The following is a 19,198-nucleotide window of genomic DNA, read 5'->3' on the forward strand; positions in this document are numbered from 1 at the left end:
TGGGCTACTGAACGATATGCGGCGCGGCGCGCCAGGGTTTCGGTCAGTAGCCGCGCGGAGGGGCCCGGGGCGGCGTCGGAGACAGGCTGCGCGCCGGGCGCAGGTCGACCGGAAGCGGCAGCGCGACCCGGCTTTCGCCGCGCGCCGCGGCGGCGGCGGCGGCGAGGATCAGTTCGACGCCGCAAGGCGATCCGGGCAGCGTCGCGCCCGGACAGTTGCGGATGAGGGTGGCGCGCACCGGCGCCGGGATGGTCTTGGCGGCCCCGGTCTCGGCGGCCCCGGTCTCGGCCGCGACCGGCCCGTACTCCGGCCCGTACGTGGTCGGCAGGTACCTGGCCGGCAGATCGCCGGCGGCCACACGCGCGTAAGCCCCCCATGGCATCATGAGAAGCATCAACACCGCGAAGATCAGGGCGCGCACCGGCTGCATGCCCGGAACATGACCCCTGTCCGGCGGCGTGTCGAGCGGACGCAACGTCGCGCTCACCGGCTTGTGAACCGCGACCTGTGAACCCCGGCGTGCGATTCCCGCCGGCGCTCGGATCGTGGCGACGGCGGCGGCGAACCGTGCCACATCGTCCTCGGTGTTGTAGCAGTGCACCGAGGCGCGCAGCAGCGCCGGCAGGCCGCGCCCGTCCAGGTCGAACCGCGCCATGTCGGCAGTCGAGACCGAGGTGGCGAAGCCGCGCGCGCGCAGCGCCGCCTGCATCCGCTGCGGATCGCGGCCGGTCTTGAGCAGCGTGACGAGGCCCGCGCCGGGCGCCGCGGTCGTGGACGGTGACGCCCGGAACCGCCGCCGGCGCCGCGCGCAGCGCCGCGGCCAGCGCCGTCGCCCGCGCCGCGATCGCCGCCAGGCCCAGCGCCCGGGCGTTAGGCCACCGCCGCGCCCGGGCCGATCCGTGTGCCGCGCGACCCGCGCAGGTACTCGCGCCCGGTCCCAGGCAGCGCGTCGCAGACGGTGGCGGCCACGTCGAGGGCGATCTGCCCGGCCGACTGGCAGGCGTCGAGCAGGTAGAACAGCCCGTGCGCGCGGGCGAACGCGCCCGCCGTCTCGGCCGGGTTCACCAGCCCGCCCTGCGTCGGCACATGGGGTCAGCGCCGGCAGCCGGGTGCGCGGGGAGACCAGCCGCGCGGCGGCGGCGCCGATCGCGCCGTCCGCGTCCGACGGCACGAGGTCGATGGCGATCCGCAGCCGCCGCTGCAGGTGCAGCATCATCAGCGCGTTCGAGGCAAATTCCGCGGCATGGGTCGGCACCCGGTCGCCGGGCCCCGGCCGAAGGCCGTGGAACACCAGGTCCCAGGCGCGGGCGGCGCTTTCGGCGAAGCCGATCTCGGACGGCGCGGCGTTCAGCGGCGCCGCGGCCTCGGCCTAGAACGCGTCGAGCGCCGGGGCGGCGCGGCGCGGGGCCTCGCAGCCGCCGACGCGCGGCTCGTGATCCAGGTGCGCGCGGACGGCCGCCAGCACCGGATCCAGCATCAGCGCGGCGCCGGCGTTGTCGACGTGCACCCCGTGGGCGCAGCCGGGGGTGTCGGCCCGGACCCGGTCGATGTCGATCATGCCGCCTCCTGTCGCGCCATCAGAAGGACCGCGCCGGGCGGCCACGCCAAGCGCCGGGGCTTCACAGATCGGCGCGGCGCGCTAGGCTCGGCGCCAGCACCGCAACCGAGGAGCGCCCGATGAGCCCGATCCGCGCCGCCGCCTGCCTGCTGGCCCTGTCCGCCTGCTCGCCCCTGCCCGACACCGTGGGCGAGGCCGCCCCCGCGCGCACCGTCTGGCGGCTGGACCAGGTGAACAACGCCGCCGCCACCTTCCCGGCGACGCTGCGCCTGCTCGAGGACGGCCGGGTGATCGGCGCCGCGCCCTGCGGCCGCTTCGAGGCGCGGCAGGTGGCGCCGCTGCCGTGGGTCGAGTTCGCCGACTTCGCCCCCGCCGCCGACACCTGCCGCCGCGCCGAGGAGCAGCGCGGCTTCTTCCTGGCGCTGCGGGCGATGGACTTCGCCGAGGTCGCCGGATCCAGCCTGCTGCTCAGCAACGACGCCGGCCAAAGCCTGTATTTCCGCGCCGCGGAAGGCCCCGGCAGCTAGAGACGGGCGAAGGCGCGCTCCAGCCGCTCGCGCGCCGGCGGCACGCCGTCGCGGTTCAGCGCCGGGCACAGGTGGTGGGCCAGGAAGTATCCGGTCAGGCGCAGCCCGGCGCGCAGGTCGTCGGCGGTGATCGGCGCCTCCCCGGCGTCGCGGCGCAGGAACGGCGGCAGCGGCAGCAGCCGGTCGGCCCAGTCGGCGCCGGCGGCGCGGCAGACGGCGCGCCCGGTGCGCGGCGAGACCCAGGTCAGGTCGGTCTCGGCGCCGGTGACGGCGCAGGCGCTCAGGTCCAGCCCGAAGCCCAGCGTCGCCAGCAGCTCCAGTTCCCAGCCGACGTACTGCACGGGCCAGGGGCCGGCATCCTCCATCAGGTCCAGCAGCGCCACGGTGCGCCGGTACAGCGCCGGATAGGCCATGCGCTCGGCCAGCGCCATCGACACCAGCGCGGTGACCGCACCCAGCCCGGCCAGCGCCGCGCGGTCGGCCAGCACGCCGGCGCGGGCGCGCACCGGCTCGACGGTGAAGGTGCCCAGGTGCTCGGACAGCCGGCCGCGCCAGGCGACGTCGAGCTGTGCGCCGGGCTGCAGCACCGGGCCCATGCGCCGGCCGGCGCCGCCGCGCACCAGGCCGGCGTGACGGCCGTGTTCTTCGGTGAAGATCTCGATGATGGCGCCGCTCTCGCCGTGCCGGCGCACGGACAGCAGCACGCCCTCGCCGCGCCAGTCCACCGGCGCTAGCCGGAGCGCGGCGCTGCCGGTCCGGGCGCGCGCCCCGCTTCCACTTTCCGGAAGATATCCCCGCCGGAGGCCCCCGTCCGCCACCGGGCGCGGCGCCGGGGCGTGGGCACCGACACGGGCACCGGGACGGGCACCGGCAGGCCCGCGATCAGGCGATGGCGGTCACTCGCCACCGTCGCCGGTCAGTTGCGCGATCTGCTGCTTCACCACCACCGAATATTCGGCATAGAGCGCCTCGACCTCGGTGCGGGCCTGCTCGACGGCGGTGTCGTACTGCGCCAGCCAGGGCTCCGCCGGCGGATAGGCCCGGGCGATCTCGTTCTGGTACAGGTAGACGGCCGACGCCGCGGCGACCAGCACCAGCGCGGTAACGAGGCCGGCCATGACGCTGCCGCGCCGGCGCCGCACGGGCTCGGTATCGTAGGACTGGATGGCGCGCGCCAGCGGATCGCGGCGGCCCGAGGCGGCGGCGCGGCGCTGGCGCTCGCGCTCGTGCGCCTCGAGATCCCACTTGCGCTTGCGCTCGGCCTCGTCCGCGGCCTCGGCGACCGAGACGCCGACCGCCTCGGCGGCCTTGCGCAGGTCGCGGCGGCCGGACTTGGCCGGGCCCTTGTCGTCGAACCTGCCGCCCTCGGCGGCGATCTGCGCACGCAGCGCGGCGACGATCTCGTCCTCGTCCTCCGACGTCGGAGCATTGGTGGTGGTGTCGTCGTCGTCGGGATCCTCATCGCCCCGCGCCGCCAGTTCGTCTTCGACGGCGCGCGCCAGCGCGCTGCGCTCCTCGGCGTCGAGCCGCTCGGATGGGCGCGGCGGCGTCACCACGGCACCCGGATCCAGACGCAGCGGCGTCTCCTCGTCGACCGGATACTGGACCCAGACGTGCTCGCAGCTGGAGCACTGGACCTCGCGCCCCTCCTCGGGAAACAGCGAGGAGTCGACCTCGTAGTGGGAGGCGCAGTTGGGACAGACCAGACGCATGTTCGTCCTCTCGTTGACCGGGCAGCGAACTTCGGCGGCCGGGCGGACCGAGCGCGGGATGCTGCCGGATCCGATCTTTAACGACTTGTCCATGTGTTGCAAGAAAGCGCTGAGAGGTTGCGGCGGACCTGTTGCTCTGCGATGTTCGCGGCGCCGCGCGGCACGGCGCGGGTCAAGGCAGGTTGGACCAGGTGATCGCGTTCGAGAAAGCAAGCTTCGGCTATGACGGCCATCCGGTGCTGGAGGACGTCTCGCTGACGCTGGAGGCAGGCGGATTCTACTTTCTGACCGGGCCCTCCGGCTCGGGCAAGACGACGTTCCTGAAGCTGTGCTCGCTGGCGCTGCTGCCGCGCGGCGGAAGGGTGGCGTTCTTCGGCGAGGACGCCACGCTGCTGGACCGCGACCGGATCGCGCTGATGCGCCGCCGGATGGGGATGGTGCACCAGGACTGCCAGTTCATCGACCATCTCAGCGTGCGCCGCAACATCGCCCTGCCGCTGGAGATCGCCGGCCGTCGCACCCCGGCCGCCGACAAGGACATCGAGGATCTGATGGGCTGGGTGGCGCTGGGCCACCGCGCCGACGCCTACCCGCCCGAGCTGTCCGGCGGCGAGCGGCAGCGCGCCGCGCTGGCGCGCGCAGTGATGCTGTCGCCGGACCTGCTGATCGCCGACGAGCCCACCGGCAACGTCGACCGCGAAATGGGAGAGAGGATCCTGAGCCTGCTGATCGAGTTGAACCGGCTGGGCCGCACGGTGCTGATCGCCACCCACGACCTGGAGCTGATCCGCACCGCCAAGCGCGAGGTCAGCGCCCGCGTGCTGCGGCTGGCCGACGGCCAGGTCCGCCTGGCGGGGCACGAGCTGTGAGCGCGGCGCGGACGGTCGCCGGGCGGACGGTCGGCATGCTGGCGCTGCTGCGCGGCGACCCCTCGGCCGACAGCACGGTGCCGCCCAGCGGCGCCACCGGCCACCTGACCACGCTGGCCGCCGCCGCGATGGCGCTGCTGGCGCTGATCGCGATCGCCGCGGCGCAGACCGCCGGGCGGGTCGCCGACGACTGGGCCGGGGCGCTGGACGGCGCCGCGACACTGGAGATCGCCGCCGATCCCGCCACCGCCGAGACCGCCGCCGAGCGCGCGCTGATGATCCTGCGCGAGACGCCCGGCATCGACAGCGCCCGGCGCATCGGCGCCGACGAGGCGCGCGCGCTGCTGGCGCCGTGGATGGGCGACACCTCGATGCTGGCGGACGCCGACCTGCCGCTGATGCTGGCGGTCGAGGAGGCGCCGGAGCTGGACCGCGCGGCGCTGGAGCTGCGGCTGGCGGGCGAGTTCGACGACGCCGTCTACCTTCGCCACGACCGCTGGAGCGGCACCGTCACCGCCGCCGCCGGCCGGTTGCGCCTGCTGGCGCTGGGCGCGCTGGCGCTGACCTTCGTCGTGACCGCGGCGGTGGTGACGCTGGCCGCCCGCGCCGCGCTGGCGATGAACCGGCCGGTGATCGCGACGCTGCGGCTGATCGGCGCGCAGGACAGCTACATCGCCCGCGCCTTCGTGCGCCGCTTCACCCTGCGCACGCTGCTGGGCGCGGCGCTGGGCACCGGCGCCGGCACCGCCCTGCTGCTGGCGCTGGCCTCGGGCGGCGCACTGCCCGCAGCGGCGCCGACCGGGCCCGCCGGCTGGCTGGCGCTGCTGGCGGTGCCGCCGGCGTTCGGCCTGCTGGCCTTCGCCGCGACCCGCGCGGCGGCGTTCCACGAACTGCGGCGGGTGCGCTGATGCTGCTGCTGCGCTCGATGCTGTTCGACCTGCTGTTCTACACGCTGATGCTGGTGATGGGGCTGCTGTGCGCGCCGCTGGCGCTGGCCTCGCCGCGCGGCGCGCACTGGAGCGTGCGCAGCTTCTGCCGCATCGGGCTGGTGATGCTGCGGCTGATCTGCGGCCTGCGCACCGAGGTGCGCGGCCCGGTGCCGACCGGCGACGTGATCGTCGCCTCGAAGCACCAGTCGTTCCTCGACATCCTGATTCACGTCGCCGCCCTGCCCCGGTCCCGGTTCATCATGAAGAAGGAGCTGAGATGGGCGCCGATCCTGGGCCTCTACGCGATGCGCATGGGCTCGACCCCGGTGGCGCGCGGCCGCAAGGGGCAGGCGGTCACGCAGATGGTGCAGGGCGCGACGCGCAACGCCACCGAGCCGGGGCAGCTGGTGATCTATCCGCAGGGCACGCGGGTCGCGCCCGGCGCGGTGCTGCCCTACAAGGTCGGCGCCGGGGTGCTGTACCAGCGCATGGGCAAGCCCTGCGTGCCGGCGGCGACGAACGCGGGCGTGTTCTGGGGCCGGAAGTCCTGGCTGCGGCGGCCCGGGCTGGCGGTGGTGGAATACCTGCCCGAGATCCCCACCGGCCTGTCGATGGAGGCATTCGTGAAGCGGCTGGAATCGGAGATCGAGCCTGTGTCGAACGCGCTGATGGCCGAGGCCGGGCACCGGCCGGAGCGCCACAGGGCCTGAGCCCGGCGCGCCGGTCGCCGCGTCAGGCGACGAGCGCCTTCGAGCCCATGTCCAGGTACTTGCGCCGCCGCAGCCGGATCAGCTCGTCCGCCGGCAGTTCGCGGACCTCGTCCAGCAACTTCGGCAGCGCCTTGCGCACCGCCTCGATCGTGGCGCGGCGGTCGCGCTGCGCGCCGCCCAGCGGCTCCTTGACGATGCGGTCGATCACGCCCAGCTGCTCCAGGTCCTGCGCCGTCAGGCGCAGCGCCTCGGCGGCCTCGCGCATCTTCTCGGCGTCCTTCCACAGGATCGAGGCGCAGCCCTCGGGCGAGATCACCGAGTAGACCGAGTGCTCCAGCATCGCCAGCCGGTCGGCGGTGGCGAAGGCCACGGCGCCGCCGGAACCGCCCTCGCCGGTGATCACCGAGACCAGCGGCACCTTCAGATTGAGACATTTCTCGGTCGAACGGGCGATGGCCTCGGCCTGGCCCCGTTCCTCGGCGCCCTTGCCGGGATAGGCGCCGGGCGTGTCGATCAGGGTGATCACCGGCAGCCCGAAACGGTCGGCGAGGTCCATCAGCCGGATCGCCTTGCGATAGCCCTCGGGGCGGGCCATGCCGAAGTTGCGATCCAGCCGCGAGCGGGTGTCGGAGCCCTTCTCGAGGCCGATCACCATCACCGGCGCGTCGTCGAGCCGCGCCAGCCCGCCCATCACCGCGTGGTCGTCGGCGAAGTTGCGGTCGCCGGCCAGCGGCGTGTAATCGGTGAACAGCGCGTCGATGTAGTCGATGCAGTGCGGCCGGTCCGGGTGCCGCGCGACCTGGCATTTCTGCCAGGGGGTGAGGCTGCCGTAGAGTTCCTTCAGCAGCGCGGCGGCCTTCTTGTCCAGCGCCTTGGCCTCGGCCTCGACGTCCATGCCGTCGTTGGTGCGGGCCATCGCGCGCAGTTCCTCGGCCTTGCCCTCGATCTCGGCCAGGCCCTTTTCGAATTCAAGGTATGCGTGCATGCGGTGCGTCGGTCCCGGTCAGTTGCGTGACGGCACATATGACCCGCGACGGCCGCGATTGCAACGGCGCGCGGGGCGGTCGGGACGCTCAGGGGCGGCGGGCGGCGAACAGGTTGATCCGCGCCGGAACCGACAGCGCCCCGTCCGGGGCGAGGTAGCCGGCCAGCGCCGCGCGCAGCGCGTCGGCGATGGCATGGCGGTCCTCGGCGCTGCCGTCGCGCTCGCGCAGCAGCCGCCCGGCCGGGCCGAGCTGGGTCATCAGCGGCAGCGCCGCGTCGATCCCTCCGGGGTGGGTCAGGTGCAGATCATGCGCCGTGCCGCGGACGTCCGCGTACCCGGCAGCGCGCAGGATCGCCTCGACCCGCGCGATGTCGGCGAAGGCCATCGGCCCCGGCGCATGCGGATCGCCCGGCGCCTCGGGGCCCAGCCGCTGCTGCGCGATCCGCTGCGGCAGCCGGAACCACGGGTTGCCGGCGTAGCCGGCCCAGCACGCCAGCGCGATCCGGCCGCCCGGCTTCAGCGTGCCGCGCAGCGTGCGGTAGCCGTCCACCGGATCGGCGAAGAACATCGCCCCGAAGCGCGAGACCAGCAGGTCGTGCGCCGCCGGCGGCAGACCGGCGTCGGCGGCGTCGCCCTGCACGAAGCGGACGTTGCCGACCCCGGCCTCGAGGCTGTCGCGAATCGCCCGCTCGACCATCAGCGGCGACAGGTCCAGCCCCAGCACGGACCCGCCCGGCGCCACCGCCGCCGCGAAGGTGCGGCTGGTGGCCCCGGCGCCGCAGCCCAGATCGAGCACCGCCTCGCCCGGCGTCGGCGCCGCCGCATCCAGCAGCAGCCCGTCCACCGGCGCGAAGAAGACGTCGAGCGCGGCGGTGTGGCGCAGCCAGGTCTCGCCCGGCTTGCCGGACCAGAATTCGCGCTGGCCGCTGTTGTCCTGGCTCATGCTGTTCCCCCGCCGCTTCCCTGCCCCACGCGTGCCACGCGCGCGCCCGCGCGCCATAGTTCACGGTCACGGTCACGGTTCACGATAGCGCCTGGCGCGGCGGACGAAAGGGAAAGCGTGGGCTTTGCCCTAGGGCGCGATCACTTCGGCCTGGCGGACGATCACCCTGGCCTGGCGCACCGAGGCGATGTCGACCAGCCGGCCCTTGTAGACCGCGGCGCCGGCGCCCTCGGCCTCGGCCCGCTCCATCGCCGCGAGGATCTCGCGCGCCTCGGCCACGGCGGCGTCGGACGGGGTGAACACCGCGTTCGCGGCGGCGACCTGGGCGGGGTGGATCGCCCATTTGCCGACCATGCCCAGGGTGGCGGCGCGGCGCGCCTGCGCCTCGAAGCCGGCTTCGTCCGAGAAGTCGCCGAACGGGCCGTCGACCGGCAGCACGCCGTGGGTACGGCAGGCGGCGACGATCGCCGCCGTCACCCCGTGCCACGGGTCGGCCCAGTGCCGCGCGCCGTCGGGGGCGAGCATGTAGTAGTCCTGCTGGGTGCCGCCGATGCCGGTGGTGGCCATGCCCATCGATGCCGCGAAATCGGCGGCACCGAGGCTCATCGCCTCGAGCCGCGGCGACGCGGCGGCGATCTGCCCGACATGGGCGAAGCCGGCGGCGGTCTCGATGATCACCTCGAAGGCGACCGGCCTGGTGCGGCCCCTGGCGGCCTCGATCGCCGAGACCAGCGCATCGACGGCGTAGACATCCGCGGCGCAGCCGACCTTGGGGATCATGATCCGGTCCAGCCGGTCGCGGCCCTGCTCCAGCAGATCCACCACGTCGCGGTACCAGAACGGGGTGTCGAGGCCGTTGATCCGGACCGACAGCGTCTTGCGGCCCCAGTCGACGTCCCTGGTGGCGGCAATCACGTTGGCCCGCGCCTGGTCCTTGTCGCCGGGGGCGACGCTGTCCTCGAGGTCGAGGTTGATCACGTCGGCGGCCGAGGCCGCCATCTTCGGAAAGATCGCCGGGCGCGAGCCGGGACCGAACAGCTGGCAGCGGTTCGGTCGGGCGGGCGGCGCGGGCTGGACTCGGAAGCTCATCGACAGATCCTTGCGCAACTAAATTTCACGGCGTTGTGTCAAGGGATCACGATGTTTCGCGCGGATGTCAACGACGGATCACAGCGGATCGCCGCCCTGCGCCTCGACGACGCGGGCCCGGAGCACGACGTAGACCGAGGCGGCGATGCCCATCGACAACGTCGCCAGCATCATCAGCAGCAGCGGCCACGCGCCGGAGCCCGGCCCCAGCAGCGCGCCGGTGATCGCCGACAGCGCCGCGCCGCCGCCGATCATCAGCGCGCCGCCCAGCCCCGAGGCCGAGCCCGCCAGGTGCGGTCGCACCGACACCATGCCGGCGTTGGCGCTGGGCAGGGTCAGGCCGTTGCCCAGACCCACCAGCAGGATCGGGCCGAACAGCGACAGCGGCGTCTGGATGCCCACCAGGAACAGCGCGCAGGCGATCACCATCCCGGCGACCGCGGTCACCGAGCCCATCATCGCCATGCCGTTGATGCCGATCGACTCGGCGTAGCGCCCGGACAGCCCGTTGCCGATCATGTAGCCCACCGCGATCAGGCCGAAGTAGAGGCCGGTCTCGCCCGGGGTCATGCCCAGCACCCGGCTGGCGACGTAGGGCGCGCCGCCGAGGAAGGCGAAAAACCCGCCCGAGGCGAAGGCGGCGATCAGCGCATAGCCCCAGAACCGGCGCGAGCGCACCAGCTCGGGATAGCTGCGGAACTGCTCGCCGAAACTGGCCGAGCGGGTGCGGTTGGTCTCGCCCATGTCGAGATAGACGATCGCGCTGACGCCCAGGCCGAACAGCAGCGTGAAGATGAAGGTCGACTGCCAGCCGAAGGTCTCGCCCAGGATGCCGCCCAGCACCGGGCCCACCATCGGCACCAGCGACATGCCCATCGTGACGTAGCCGATCATCGAGGCAGCCTTGTCCGCGCTGACCATGTCGCGCACCACCGCGCGGCTGAGCACGATGCCGGTGGCCACGGTCGCCTGGATCATGCGGAACACCAGGAAGGTGACGATGTTAGTCGACAGGATGCATGCCACCGTCGCCACCAGGAAGATCGCCAGTCCCGCCAGCATCACCGGCCGCCGCCCGTAACGGTCCGACAGCGGCCCGACCACCAGCTGCAGCAGCGCGGTCACCCCCAGATAGGCCGACACTGCCAGCTGCACCAGCGCGTAGTCGGTCTGGAAAAACGCCGCCATCGCCGGCAGCGTCGGCAGGAAGATGTTCATGTTCAGCGCGCCGAGCCCGGCGATCAGGACCAGCGTAAGCACGCGCGGCGCGGTGGCGCGGTCCAGCCAGATCGACGGGGGCGCAGCGGAAGGATCGGCAATTTTCGTCATAGAAACGGCTTTCGGGGCCCGGAGACGGGCAAAGGCAATGTGTCCGGCCGGAAATCGGCCGGAGGTTCAAGCTGGCCCCGATCGCCCGGACGTGCAAGCCCGGCCGTCGCGCACCTACCGCAGATCGGCGAAGGCGTGCTCCAGCCGCTCCAGCGCGTCGTCGACCAGCCCGCGGCGGGTGCCAAGGTTGAACCGCAGCCAGTTCTCGCCGCCCTTGCCGAAGCTCGGCCCCTCGTTCACCGCGATGCGCGCCTCTTCCTTGACGCGGCGGGTGAATTCCTCGCGCGTCATGCCGGTGACCGAGAAGTCGACCCAGGCCAGGTAGGTGGCGTCGAGCGGCATGCAGCGTATGCCCGGCAGCGCGTTCACCCGCTGCTCGAACGTGCGACGGTTGTCGTCGAGATAGGGGATCAGCGCGTCGAGCCAGTCGGCGCCGTGCGCGAAGGCGGCGGTGCACATCATCGCCGCCGCCCGGTTCAGCCCCAGCCCCGCGGCCGACAGCGCGTGCGCCACCTTGCGCCGCAGCGGCGCGTGCTCGATCACGATCTGGCCGATCAGCGCGCCGTTGATGCCGAAGGTCTTCGCCGGCCCCACCAGGGTGATCAGCCGGTCCTCGATCCCCGGCACCGCCAGCGCCGTCATCCGGTGCCGGTGGCCCGGATAGACCAGGTCCATGTGCACCTCGTCGGACAGCAGCAGCAGGTCGTGGCGCACGCAGAACGCGCCCAGCGCGCGCAACTCGTCCCCGGACCAGACACGACCGCCGGGATTGTGCGGCGAGCACAGGATCAGCATCCGCTCGCTGCCGTCGAGCTGCGCCGCCAGCGCGTCCAGGTCCATCCGGTAGCGCCCGTCCTCGAGCGCCAGCTCGCTCTGCACGACGCGGCGGTCGTTCGCGGCGACGATCCGGTGGAAGGCATGGTAGACCGGGGTGAACAGCACCACGCCGTCGCCCGGCGCGGTCAGCCCCTGCAGGCACATCGCCACCGCCGAGACCAGCCCCGGCGCCGACAGCACCCAGTCGGGCTGCGTATGCCAGCCGTGGCGCGATTCGAGCCAGCCGGTCACCGCGGCCCTGTAGGCCCGGTCGTCGCCGAAATAGCCGTGGACGCCGTGCTCGGCCAGCGCGCGCAGCGTGGCGTTCACCGCCGGCGGCGCCTCGAAATCCATGTCGGCGACCCACATCGCCAGCCCGTCGTCCGGCGACACGCCGGTCGCGGCCAGCATGTTGTCCCATTTGGAGGTGTTGGTCCGGCGCCGGTCGATCGGCCTGTCGAAGTCGAAGGTCATGCGGGTGGGATCCATCTGATGTACGTCGTCAACCTAACGCCCCGCACCGCGCCCGCAACCCCGCGCGCTTGCAGCGGCGCGCCGGATCGCCTAAGTGCCTGCGCATGACGCTGAGGCCCATCCTGATCCATCCCGATCCGCGCCTGCGCAAGGTCGTCCCGCCCGTGGAAACGGTGGACGACGAGGTGCGCAAGCTGGCCGCGGACATGCTCGAGACGATGTACGACGCGCCCGGCATCGGTCTGGCCGCGCCGCAGATCGGCGTGCTGCGCCGGATGTTCACCATGGACTGCGAGCGGGACGAGCCCGGCGCCGCGCCCACGGTCTGCATCAACCCCGAGATCACCTGGACCTCGGACGAGATCGTCACCTCGGAAGAGGGCTGCCTGTCGATCCCCGACTACTACGCCGACGTCGACCGGCACGAGAAGATCCGCATGTCGTACCTGGATGAGAACGGCGTGCTGCAGGAGCGCGAGTTCGACGGCCAGTGGTCTATCTGCGCCCAGCACGAGCTGGACCATCTGAACGGCAAGCTGTTCATCGACTATCTCAGCCCGGTACGCCGGACGATGGTCACCCAGAAGATGAAGAAGCTGAAGAAGGAGCGCGCCCGCGGCTGACCCGCGGGCGTCCGGTCCCCTGCCCCGCCCCTACCTCATCTGGCCCGACAAGCGCCTGTCGCAGGTCGCGGCGCCCGTCGCGGCGGTGGACGACGCGGTGCGCGCGCTGTGGGACGAGATGCTGGAGGCGATGTACGCCATGCCCGGCGTCGGCCTTGCGGCGCCGCAGCTGGGCGTCGGCCTGCGCGTGGTGGTGGTCGACGCCGGCGCCGACCGCAAGCCGCTGCGCATGGCCAACCCGAAGATCCTGGAATGGTCGCTGGAGACCGAGGCGGGACAGGAGGGCAGCCCGAACCTGCCCGGGCTCCGGGCCGAGGTGATCCGCCCGTGCGATGTGACCGTGCAATGGCTGGACGAGACCGGCGCGCGCCGCGAGCGGCACCTGACCGGTCTTTGGGCGCGATCCCTGCAGCACCAGGTCGACCACCTCGAGGGGCGGCTGTTCATCGACCGGCTGGGTCCGGTCAAGCGGCGGATGCTGCTGCAGAAGCACGCCAAGCGGCAACGCGCGGCGAAAAGGAGCGGCTGATGCGCTTGATCTACATGGGAACCCCGGAGTTCGCCGTGCCCGCGCTCGACACGCTGCATGCGGCGGACCACGAGATCGCCTGCGTCTACACCCAGCCGCCGCGCCCGGCGGGCCGGGGCAAGAAGCCGCGCCCGTCGCCGGTGCAGGCCCGCGCCGAGGCGCTGGGTCTGCCGGTGCGCCACCCCGCCAGCCTGAAAGGCGCCGAGGCGCAGGCGGACTTCGCGGCGCTGAACGCGGAGCTGGCCGTGGTCGCGGCCTACGGGCTGATCCTGCCGCGTGCGATCCTCGACGCGCCGGCGCAGGGCTGCCTGAACATCCACGCCTCGCTGCTGCCGCGCTGGCGCGGGGCGGCGCCGATCCACCGGGCGATCATGGCCGGCGACACCGAGACCGGCGTCTGCATCATGCGGATGGAGGCGGGGCTCGACACCGGCCCGGTGCTGGCGCGCCGCGCCACGCCGATCGGTGCCGAGGAGACCACCGGCGAGCTGCACGACCGGCTGGCGCGGATCGGCGCGGCACTGGTGGCCGAGACGCTCGCCGCGCTGCCGCTGCCGGAGGTGCCACAGCCCGAGGACGGCGTCACCTACGCCGCCAAGATCGACAAGGCCGACGCGCGGATCGACTGGACCCGGCCGGCCGACGAGGTCGCCCGGCAGATCCGCGGCCTTGCCCCCTTCCCCGGCGCCTGGACCGAGGCCGGCGGCGAGCGCATCAAGCTGCTCGGCGCGCGTCCGGCGAACGGCGCCGGCGCCCCCGGCACCGTCCTTGCCGGGCTGACCGTCGCCTGCGGCACCGGCGCGGTCGAGATCACCCGCGCCCAGCGCGCCGGCCGCGCGGCGCAGGACGCCGACAGCTTTCTGCGCGGGTTGGCGCTGCCCGCGGGCACGACGCTGGGCCGAGCGGTTCCGCCGCCGGCGCGCAGCCGCTAGACTGGCCGCCGGGCAACGGGGGACGCGACATGGGATTTCTGCTGCTGATGGCGCTGGGCGCGGTGGTCGGGCTGATCGGCGACCGGGCGATGGAGCTGCGCATCGGCTCCGGCCTGGCGGCGGCGCTGGGTGCGGGCGGCGCGCTGGTCGGCTATGCGGTGCTGTGGCTGGGCCTGTGGCTGCTGGGCGCCTTCGTCGGCCTGCTGGGCGCGATCCTCGGCGCGCTCGGCGCGCTGTGGCTATGAACCCGGTTCCGCGAACGCTGAGCCGCGCGGGCCGGATCCGCCGGCCGCGCCCTGCGCCGGCCCCGGAGCCTCAGCCCGCGCGCTTGAACGGCGCCATGCCGCCCCGGGCCAGCTCGTCCGCGCGCTCGTTCTCGGGGTGGCCGGCGTGGCCCTTGATCCAGTCCCAGGTGACGTCGTGGGCGCGGGCGGCCTCGTCCAGTTCGCGCCACAGCTCGGCGTTCTTCACCGGCTTCCGCGCCGCGGTCTTCCAGCCGTTGCGCTTCCAGCCGTGTACCCATTTGGTGATGCCGTCGCGGACATAGGTGCTGTCGGTGACGATCCGCACCGCGGTGGGCTTGCCGAGCGCACGCAGCGCCTCGATCGCGGCGGTCAGCTCCATCCGGTTGTTGGTTGACAGCGCCTCGCCGCCGGACAGCTCGCGCTGCTTGATCACCCGCTCGCCGTCGCGCGCCTGCAGCACCACGCCCCAGCCGCCGGGGCCGGGATTGCCGGAACAGGCGCCGTCGGTATAGGCCACGATCTCAGCCATGGGCGAGGGCCTGCACATACAGCGTCAGCACCGGCTTGCCGTCGAACAGCCGCCCGGTGCCGTGGTCGTAGTCCGGCATCTCGAAGCCGTTCGCGGCCAGAAGTTCGGTCATCTCGTCCTCGCGGAAGGGGCAGAACAGGCAGCCGCGCTCGTCGCGCCAGTCGACGGGGCCCTTGAGCACCGACAGGAACAGCGGCGCGCCGGGGCGCAGCGCGGTGCCCATGCGCTCGAAGATCGCGGCGCGGTCGGCGCGGTCGGCGTGGTGCAGCGCGTCGGCGCACCAGATCCCGTCGTAGCGCTGGCGCACCGAGAGCGTGCGGAACACCGCGCGCCGCGCCGCGACGCCGTGGCGGCGGGCGGCCTCGGCAATCATGCCCTCGCTGGCGTCGGTGGCGTCGGCGCGAAAGCCCCTGGCCGCCAGCGCCGCCGCCGCCCAGCCGGTGCCGCAGCCGTAGTCCAGCACCCGGCCGCCGTCCGGCAGCAGCGCCGCGAAGGCCTCCAGCCGGACGTGGTCGGCCTGCGCCTCGGCGTGATCGCCGAAGGCGCGTGCCTCGGCGTCGTAATAGGCCATGGTAGCGGGATCCGCGCTCACGCAAGCGCCCCGGCGATCAGGCAGATCAGCACCACCGCGGTCAGCGGCAGCCGCAGCCGCAGCCACCAGGCGGGGCCGAGGCCGCGCGCCACCGACACCGCGTCGAGCAGCATCAGTACGACGAAGCCCGCGATCAGCGCCTCGATCGCGTCGGCGGCGAAGTTCGCGCCGAACGCCCACAGCGCCGGGATCGCCGACAGGCCCAGCGCCAGCCAGCCGGCGCGCGCCGCCTGCGCGGCAAAGCCCCACAGGCAGCCGCCCATGAACGCCAGGATCGCCGCACCGTAAGTCTGCAGGACCAGCAGCCCGGTGAACGGGTTCGAGATGCCGGGCATCAGCCCCCAGGCCGCCAGCGCGCCGGCGGCGAAAGGCAGCAGCCCCGCCACGCCCAGCGCCGCGGCGGGCAGCGGCACCCGCGCGCCGGCCATCAGGCGCGGACCGCCTCGGGGCCTTCGCGCAGCACGCGGGGCACCTTGAACTCGACGTTCTCGACCGCGGTCGTCACCTCCTGCATGGTCACCGCATAGCGGGCGCGGAAGGCGTCGATCACCTCCTCGACCAGCGCCTCGGGGGCCGAGGCGCCGGCGGTGATGCCCACTGCCCGCGCGCCTTCCAGCGCGCGCCAGTCGATGTCGGCGGCGCGCTGCACCAGCTGCGCATAGCCGCAGCCCGAGCGCGCGCCGACCTCGACCAGCCGCCGCGAGTTCGACGAGTTCGGCGCGCCGATCACCAGCAGCGCGTCGATCTTCGGTGCCATCGCCTTGACCGCCTGCTGGCGGTTGGTGGTGGCGTAGCAGATGTCTTCCTTGTGCGGCCCGATGATCTCCGGGAATCGCGCCTTCAGCGCCGCGACGATGCCGGCGGTATCGTCCACCGAAAGCGTCGTCTGGGTGATGAAGGCCAGCCGCGCGGGATCGCGAGGCTCCAGCCTGCCGACATCGGCCTCGGTCTCGACCAGCAGCACCTCGCCCTCGGGCAGCTGGCCCATGGTGCCGATCGTCTCGGGGTGGCCGGCGTGGCCGATCATCACCATCTGCAGGCCGTTGCGGTGATGCCGGTCCGCCTCGATGTGCACCTTCGAGACCAGCGGGCAGGTGGCGTCGACATAGACCATCCGGCGCCGCTCGGCCTCGGCCGGGATCGCCTTGGGCACGCCGTGCGCGGAAAAGATCACCGGCCGGTCGGGCGGGCAGTCGTCGAGATCCTCGACGAACACCGCGCCCTTGTCGCGCAGCCCGTCGACGACGAACTTGTTGTGCACGATCTCGTGCCGGACGTAGACCGGCGCGCCCCATTTCTCGATCGCCATCTCGACGATCTTGATGGCGCGGTCGACGCCGGCGCAGAAGCCCCGTGGCGCGGCCAGATACAGCGTCAGCGGTGTCATGCGGACCTCCGGTGTTCGGGTTCGGGCGGACTATATGGACTGGCACGCCGGGATGCCAGACGGCGCGCGGAGAAAGCCGGTCAGAGAAGCCCCACGCCCCAGAGCAGCAGCACATAGCGCGCGGTCTTGACCGCCCCGACGATGGTCACGAACACCCACAGCGGGCAGCGCATCACCCCCGCCACCACCGTCACCGCGTCGCCGAACGGCGCCCAGCTGACCAGCAGCGACCACAGCCCCCAGCGCACATACCAGTCCTGCGCCTTCGCCAGTTGCGCGTCGGTCACCGGAAACCAGCGCCGGCCGCGGAATCGCTCGATCCCGCGCCCGATCGCCCAGTTCAGCACCGAGCCCAGCGTGTTGCCGACGCTGGCCACCAGCACCAGCAGCCAGGGCGCGGCCACGCCGCGCAACTGCAGGCCGACGAACACCACTTCGGACTGGAACGGCAGCAGGGTGGCGGCGCCGAAGGCTGCCACGAACAGCCCGACCAGCGACAGCAGGGATTCGGTCATCGCACCTCAGAACTCGGCGGCGACCGCGCCGACAACAGCATGGAACATCTGCGGCGTCAGCCGCCCCGTGTTCATGTTGTAGCGCGAGCAGTGGTAGCTGTCGAACACTGCCAGCCCGGACACCGCGTGCCGCGCGCCGTGCGCGAAGGGATGGTCTGCCAGCCGCGCGCCCAGCGCGCGCAGCAGCGCCTCGTGCGCGACGCGGCCCAGGCACAGCACCGCGCGCAGCCGCGGCAGCGCCGCGAGGCGCGCGGCAAGGTAGGGGCGGCAGCCGGCGGTCTCGGCCGCCGTGGGCCGGTTCGCGGGCGGCACGCAGCGCACCGCATTGCTGACCATGCAGTCGACCAGGTCCAGCCCGTCGTCGGGGCGGCCGTCGAAGGTGCCGCGGGTGAAGCCGTGCGCCGCCAGCGCCGCGTAGAGCGTGGGCCCGGAGGCGTCGCCGGTGAAGGCGCGCCCGGTGCGGTGTGCGCCCATCCGCCCCGGCGCCAGACCCAGCACCAGCAGCCGCGCGTCGTCCGGACCGAAGGACGGCACGGCGCCGCCCCACCAGTCCGGGTGCGCGGCGGCGAGCGTGCGGCGGTAGGCAACCAGTCGCGGACAGCGCGCGCACTCGCGCGGCGGCTCGGGCAGCGACTTTGCGGCGATCAGCTTTCTTCCGCCTCGCGCTGCTGGTAGCGCGGGTTGTCCTCGCGCGGGGGACGGCCGATGACCTCGCGCAGATCCTCGAGTTCGATGAAGTTGTCGGCCTGCCGGCGCAGCTCGTCGGCGATCATCGGTGGCTGCGAGCGGATCGTCGAGACCACCGAGACCCGCACGCCCGAGCGCTGCAGGCTTTCGACCAGCGGGCGGAAGTCGCCGTCGCCGGAGAACAGCACGATGTGGTCGACATGCGGCGCCAGTTCCATCGCGTCGACGGCCAGCTCGATGTCCATGTTGCCCTTGACCTTGCGGCGGCCGGCGGCGTCGGTGAACTCCTTGGCGGGCTTGGTCACCATGGCGAAGCCGTTGTAGTGCAGCCAGTCGACCAGCGGGCGGATCGGCGAGTACTCGTCCGTCTCAAGCAGAGCGGTGTAGTAGAACGCACGCAGCAGTTTGCCGCGGCGCATGAACTCGGCCCGCAGCAGCTTGTAGTCGATGTCGAAGCCCAGCGCCTTCGCGGCCGCATAAAGGTTTGATCCGTCAATGAAAAGCGCGAGGCGCTCATCGCGATAAAACATGGTGGGGGCGCGCTCCTGAATGCGTTTGGCCCGCCGGCTGCAATTCCGCGGGGCTTGTAAATGCGACAACGGTGTGAAGGTAGTTCGCCGTGCGCGCAGGTAAAACCCCGAATATCCGGAATGCCTTGCATATATCCTATCGGATAGGTCCGGGCGCGGATACTGACCCGTGGCCCGGGCCACGCGATCGCGTGGGGTCCGCCTGCCCGGCCCCCGGCGCCGCGGATGCGCCCCCGCCGGCGTCGCTTCGCCCTTGCATTTCCCGCCGCCGATGCGTATCTGAGTGCTTTCCGCAGCCTGACACTTGACCGGAGGTGGCTTTCATGGCCCGCGTAACCGTCGAAGATTGCGTCGACAAAGTTCCGAACCGTTTCGAGCTAGTGATGCTTGCCGCGCACCGCGCGCGCGAGTTGTCCTCGGGCGCCGGTCTGACCGTCGACCGCGACAACGACAAGAACCCGGTCGTCGCCCTGCGCGAGATCGCGGACGAGACGCTGACCGCCGAGACGCTGCGCGAGAGCGCGATCGAGAGCAACCAGCGTCAGATCGAGGTCGACGAGCCCGAAGAGGACTCGATGGCGCTGCTGATGTCGAACGACCAGCCCGCCCCGGCCGAGGACGACCAGTCCGAAGAGAAGTTGCTGCGCGCCCTGATGGAGGCGCAGGGCGAGGGGTGAACCCGCCTTGA

26 protein-coding genes and 1 pseudogene are annotated in these 19,198 nt (G+C 72.7%); 9 read left to right on the plus strand and 18 right to left on the minus strand.

Annotated elements, in window-relative coordinates; all coding sequences use genetic code 11:
* Positions 1-43: 43 nt before the first annotated feature.
* The 4 genes and pseudogenes from GE300_RS22800 to GE300_RS00755 form a co-directional block, all read right to left on the minus strand.
* Positions 44-709 carry a hypothetical protein gene (locus GE300_RS22800; RefSeq protein WP_233416685.1) on the minus strand — a complete coding sequence of 222 codons (666 nt, stop codon included), beginning with the start codon at positions 707-709 and terminating at the stop codon, positions 44-46.
* 161 nt (positions 710-870) lie between these two features.
* Entirely contained in the window at positions 871-1,086 is a 216-nt protein-coding gene (locus GE300_RS23485; protein WP_325063046.1) for an aminotransferase class V-fold PLP-dependent enzyme, read from the minus strand.
* 16 nt (positions 1,087-1,102) lie between these two features.
* Positions 1,103-1,351, minus strand: a pseudogene (locus tag GE300_RS23490) (aminotransferase class V-fold PLP-dependent enzyme); the annotation flags it as partial.
* An 18-nt stretch (positions 1,352-1,369) separates the two neighbouring features.
* The gene (locus GE300_RS00755) at positions 1,370-1,558 is read right to left on the minus strand and encodes a hypothetical protein (protein WP_154443928.1); all 189 of its coding nucleotides are present in this window, start codon (positions 1,556-1,558) and stop codon (positions 1,370-1,372) included.
* Between the two features lie 119 nt (positions 1,559-1,677).
* Between GE300_RS00755 and GE300_RS00760 the strand changes: the two genes are divergently transcribed.
* Positions 1,678-2,085, plus strand: a complete 408-nt coding sequence (locus GE300_RS00760; RefSeq protein ID WP_154443930.1) for an META domain-containing protein — start codon at positions 1,678-1,680, stop codon at positions 2,083-2,085.
* On the opposite strand, the gene recO is transcribed toward GE300_RS00760, so the two are convergent.
* Positions 2,082-2,810: a DNA repair protein RecO gene (gene recO / locus GE300_RS00765; protein WP_325063047.1), complete on the minus strand. Its 729-nt coding sequence runs from the start codon at positions 2,808-2,810 to the stop codon at positions 2,082-2,084. The two genes, GE300_RS00760 and recO, sit on opposite strands and share 4 nt — an antisense overlap.
* A 171-nt stretch (positions 2,811-2,981) precedes the next feature.
* Positions 2,982-3,797, minus strand: coding sequence for a zinc-ribbon domain-containing protein (locus GE300_RS00770; RefSeq protein ID WP_233416686.1), 816 nt, complete (start codon positions 3,795-3,797; stop codon positions 2,982-2,984).
* Positions 3,798-3,988: 191 nt separating this feature from the next.
* On the opposite strand from GE300_RS00770, the gene GE300_RS00775 reads away from it, so the two are divergent.
* From GE300_RS00775 to GE300_RS00785, 3 genes are read left to right on the plus strand one after another with little or no spacing between them, the layout of a single operon-like run.
* Entirely contained in the window at positions 3,989-4,666 is a 678-nt protein-coding gene (locus GE300_RS00775) for a cell division ATP-binding protein FtsE (protein WP_325063048.1), read from the plus strand.
* Positions 4,663-5,574 carry a cell division protein FtsX gene (locus GE300_RS00780; protein WP_325063049.1) on the plus strand — a complete coding sequence of 304 codons (912 nt, stop codon included), beginning with the start codon at positions 4,663-4,665 and terminating at the stop codon, positions 5,572-5,574. The genes GE300_RS00775 and GE300_RS00780 overlap by 4 nt, the downstream gene beginning before the upstream one ends.
* Positions 5,574-6,305 carry a lysophospholipid acyltransferase family protein gene (locus GE300_RS00785; protein WP_233416687.1) on the plus strand — a complete coding sequence of 244 codons (732 nt, stop codon included), beginning with the start codon at positions 5,574-5,576 and terminating at the stop codon, positions 6,303-6,305. Before GE300_RS00780 ends, GE300_RS00785 begins: the two co-directional genes overlap by 1 nt.
* A 22-nt stretch (positions 6,306-6,327) precedes the next feature.
* Here GE300_RS00785 and GE300_RS00790 read toward each other — a convergent pair whose 3' ends face one another.
* The 5 genes from GE300_RS00790 to GE300_RS00810 form a co-directional block, all read right to left on the minus strand.
* On the minus strand, positions 6,328-7,290 hold the full coding sequence (locus GE300_RS00790; RefSeq protein ID WP_154443936.1) for an acetyl-CoA carboxylase carboxyltransferase subunit alpha: 963 nt from the start codon (positions 7,288-7,290) through the stop codon (positions 6,328-6,330).
* A gap of 88 nt (positions 7,291-7,378) precedes the next feature.
* Positions 7,379-8,233, minus strand: a complete 855-nt coding sequence (locus tag GE300_RS00795; protein ID WP_233416688.1) for a class I SAM-dependent methyltransferase — start codon at positions 8,231-8,233, stop codon at positions 7,379-7,381.
* 129 nt (positions 8,234-8,362) lie between these two features.
* Positions 8,363-9,322, minus strand: a complete 960-nt coding sequence (locus GE300_RS00800; RefSeq protein ID WP_154443940.1) for an L-malyl-CoA/beta-methylmalyl-CoA lyase — start codon at positions 9,320-9,322, stop codon at positions 8,363-8,365.
* A gap of 78 nt (positions 9,323-9,400) precedes the next feature.
* Positions 9,401-10,651 (minus strand): multidrug effflux MFS transporter, encoded by a 1,251-nt coding sequence (locus tag GE300_RS00805; protein WP_154443942.1) that lies wholly within the window; start codon positions 10,649-10,651, stop codon positions 9,401-9,403.
* 114 nt (positions 10,652-10,765) lie between these two features.
* Entirely contained in the window at positions 10,766-11,941 is a 1,176-nt protein-coding gene (locus GE300_RS00810) for a MalY/PatB family protein (protein WP_154443944.1), read from the minus strand.
* Positions 11,942-12,045: 104 nt separating this feature from the next.
* On the opposite strand from GE300_RS00810, the gene def (GE300_RS00815) reads away from it, so the two are divergent.
* The 4 genes from def (GE300_RS00815) to GE300_RS00830 are packed head-to-tail and all read left to right on the plus strand — an operon-like array spanning position 12,046 to position 14,270.
* Positions 12,046-12,564: a peptide deformylase gene (gene def, locus GE300_RS00815; RefSeq protein WP_154443946.1), complete on the plus strand. Its 519-nt coding sequence runs from the start codon at positions 12,046-12,048 to the stop codon at positions 12,562-12,564.
* Between the two features lie 19 nt (positions 12,565-12,583).
* Positions 12,584-13,093 carry a peptide deformylase gene (def, locus tag GE300_RS00820; RefSeq protein ID WP_154443948.1) on the plus strand — a complete coding sequence of 170 codons (510 nt, stop codon included), beginning with the start codon at positions 12,584-12,586 and terminating at the stop codon, positions 13,091-13,093.
* A complete protein-coding gene (gene fmt / locus GE300_RS00825; protein WP_154443950.1) occupies positions 13,093-14,025 on the plus strand; it encodes a methionyl-tRNA formyltransferase in 933 nt (310 codons plus the stop codon). The genes def (GE300_RS00820) and fmt overlap by 1 nt, the downstream gene beginning before the upstream one ends.
* 29 nt (positions 14,026-14,054) lie before the next feature.
* On the plus strand, positions 14,055-14,270 hold the full coding sequence (locus GE300_RS00830; protein ID WP_154443952.1) for a GlsB/YeaQ/YmgE family stress response membrane protein: 216 nt from the start codon (positions 14,055-14,057) through the stop codon (positions 14,268-14,270).
* 70 nt (positions 14,271-14,340) lie between these two features.
* Here the strand turns inward: GE300_RS00830 and rnhA are convergent, their stop codons facing one another.
* From rnhA to GE300_RS00865, 7 genes are all read right to left on the minus strand, one after another.
* Positions 14,341-14,799, minus strand: a complete 459-nt coding sequence (rnhA, locus tag GE300_RS00835) for a ribonuclease HI (RefSeq protein WP_154443954.1) — start codon at positions 14,797-14,799, stop codon at positions 14,341-14,343.
* Positions 14,792-15,370: a class I SAM-dependent methyltransferase gene (locus tag GE300_RS00840; protein WP_154443956.1), complete on the minus strand. Its 579-nt coding sequence runs from the start codon at positions 15,368-15,370 to the stop codon at positions 14,792-14,794. The genes rnhA and GE300_RS00840 overlap by 8 nt, the downstream gene beginning before the upstream one ends.
* Before the next feature lie 17 nt (positions 15,371-15,387).
* Positions 15,388-15,819, minus strand: coding sequence for a DUF3429 domain-containing protein (locus GE300_RS00845; RefSeq protein WP_154443958.1), 432 nt, complete (start codon positions 15,817-15,819; stop codon positions 15,388-15,390).
* On the minus strand, positions 15,819-16,778 hold the full coding sequence (ispH, locus tag GE300_RS00850; protein ID WP_154443960.1) for a 4-hydroxy-3-methylbut-2-enyl diphosphate reductase: 960 nt from the start codon (positions 16,776-16,778) through the stop codon (positions 15,819-15,821). Before ispH ends, GE300_RS00845 begins: the two co-directional genes overlap by 1 nt.
* 80 nt (positions 16,779-16,858) lie before the next feature.
* Positions 16,859-17,293 carry a YqaA family protein gene (locus GE300_RS00855; protein WP_154443962.1) on the minus strand — a complete coding sequence of 145 codons (435 nt, stop codon included), beginning with the start codon at positions 17,291-17,293 and terminating at the stop codon, positions 16,859-16,861.
* 6 nt (positions 17,294-17,299) lie between these two features.
* Positions 17,300-17,827: a uracil-DNA glycosylase family protein gene (locus tag GE300_RS00860; protein WP_325063050.1), complete on the minus strand. Its 528-nt coding sequence runs from the start codon at positions 17,825-17,827 to the stop codon at positions 17,300-17,302.
* 110 nt (positions 17,828-17,937) lie between these two features.
* Complete coding sequence (locus GE300_RS00865) at positions 17,938-18,510, minus strand: LabA-like NYN domain-containing protein (protein WP_154443966.1); 573 nt, start codon at positions 18,508-18,510, stop codon at positions 17,938-17,940.
* Between the two features lie 323 nt (positions 18,511-18,833).
* Between GE300_RS00865 and rpoZ the strand changes: the two genes are divergently transcribed.
* Positions 18,834-19,187, plus strand: coding sequence for a DNA-directed RNA polymerase subunit omega (gene rpoZ / locus GE300_RS00870; protein ID WP_154443968.1), 354 nt, complete (start codon positions 18,834-18,836; stop codon positions 19,185-19,187).
* The last annotated feature ends 11 nt before the right edge of the window (positions 19,188-19,198 follow it).

The organism is Halovulum marinum, from assembly GCF_009697225.1.
Classification (GTDB): Bacteria; Pseudomonadota; Alphaproteobacteria; order Rhodobacterales; family Rhodobacteraceae; genus Halovulum; species Halovulum marinum.

Coding starts and splice junctions, on each gene's coding strand:
- GE300_RS00865 (WP_154443966.1), bottom strand. CDS start 18,510: ATGTTTTATCGCGATGAGCGCCTCGCGCTTTTCATTGACGGATCAAAC.
- GE300_RS00770 (WP_233416686.1), bottom strand. CDS start 3,797: ATGCGTCTGGTCTGTCCCAACTGCGCCTCCCACTACGAGGTCGACTCC.
- GE300_RS00840 (WP_154443956.1), bottom strand. CDS start 15,370: ATGGCCTATTACGACGCCGAGGCACGCGCCTTCGGCGATCACGCCGAG.
- GE300_RS00845 (WP_154443958.1), bottom strand. CDS start 15,819: ATGGCCGGCGCGCGGGTGCCGCTGCCCGCCGCGGCGCTGGGCGTGGCG.
- GE300_RS00790 (WP_154443936.1), bottom strand. CDS start 7,290: ATGCACGCATACCTTGAATTCGAAAAGGGCCTGGCCGAGATCGAGGGC.
- GE300_RS00800 (WP_154443940.1), bottom strand. CDS start 9,322: ATGAGCTTCCGAGTCCAGCCCGCGCCGCCCGCCCGACCGAACCGCTGC.
- GE300_RS00795 (WP_233416688.1), bottom strand. CDS start 8,233: ATGAGCCAGGACAACAGCGGCCAGCGCGAATTCTGGTCCGGCAAGCCG.
- GE300_RS00785 (WP_233416687.1), top strand. CDS start 5,574: ATGCTGCTGCTGCGCTCGATGCTGTTCGACCTGCTGTTCTACACGCTG.
- rnhA (WP_154443954.1), bottom strand. CDS start 14,799: ATGGCTGAGATCGTGGCCTATACCGACGGCGCCTGTTCCGGCAATCCC.
- GE300_RS00805 (WP_154443942.1), bottom strand. CDS start 10,651: ATGACGAAAATTGCCGATCCTTCCGCTGCGCCCCCGTCGATCTGGCTG.
- GE300_RS00830 (WP_154443952.1), top strand. CDS start 14,055: ATGGGATTTCTGCTGCTGATGGCGCTGGGCGCGGTGGTCGGGCTGATC.
- GE300_RS22800 (WP_233416685.1), bottom strand. CDS start 709: ATGCAGGCGGCGCTGCGCGCGCGCGGCTTCGCCACCTCGGTCTCGACT.
- GE300_RS00855 (WP_154443962.1), bottom strand. CDS start 17,293: ATGACCGAATCCCTGCTGTCGCTGGTCGGGCTGTTCGTGGCAGCCTTC.
- GE300_RS00810 (WP_154443944.1), bottom strand. CDS start 11,941: ATGACCTTCGACTTCGACAGGCCGATCGACCGGCGCCGGACCAACACC.
- fmt (WP_154443950.1), top strand. CDS start 13,093: ATGCGCTTGATCTACATGGGAACCCCGGAGTTCGCCGTGCCCGCGCTC.
- ispH (WP_154443960.1), bottom strand. CDS start 16,778: ATGACACCGCTGACGCTGTATCTGGCCGCGCCACGGGGCTTCTGCGCC.
- def (WP_154443946.1), top strand. CDS start 12,046: ATGACGCTGAGGCCCATCCTGATCCATCCCGATCCGCGCCTGCGCAAG.
- GE300_RS00760 (WP_154443930.1), top strand. CDS start 1,678: ATGAGCCCGATCCGCGCCGCCGCCTGCCTGCTGGCCCTGTCCGCCTGC.
- GE300_RS00755 (WP_154443928.1), bottom strand. CDS start 1,558: ATGATCGACATCGACCGGGTCCGGGCCGACACCCCCGGCTGCGCCCAC.
- rpoZ (WP_154443968.1), top strand. CDS start 18,834: ATGGCCCGCGTAACCGTCGAAGATTGCGTCGACAAAGTTCCGAACCGT.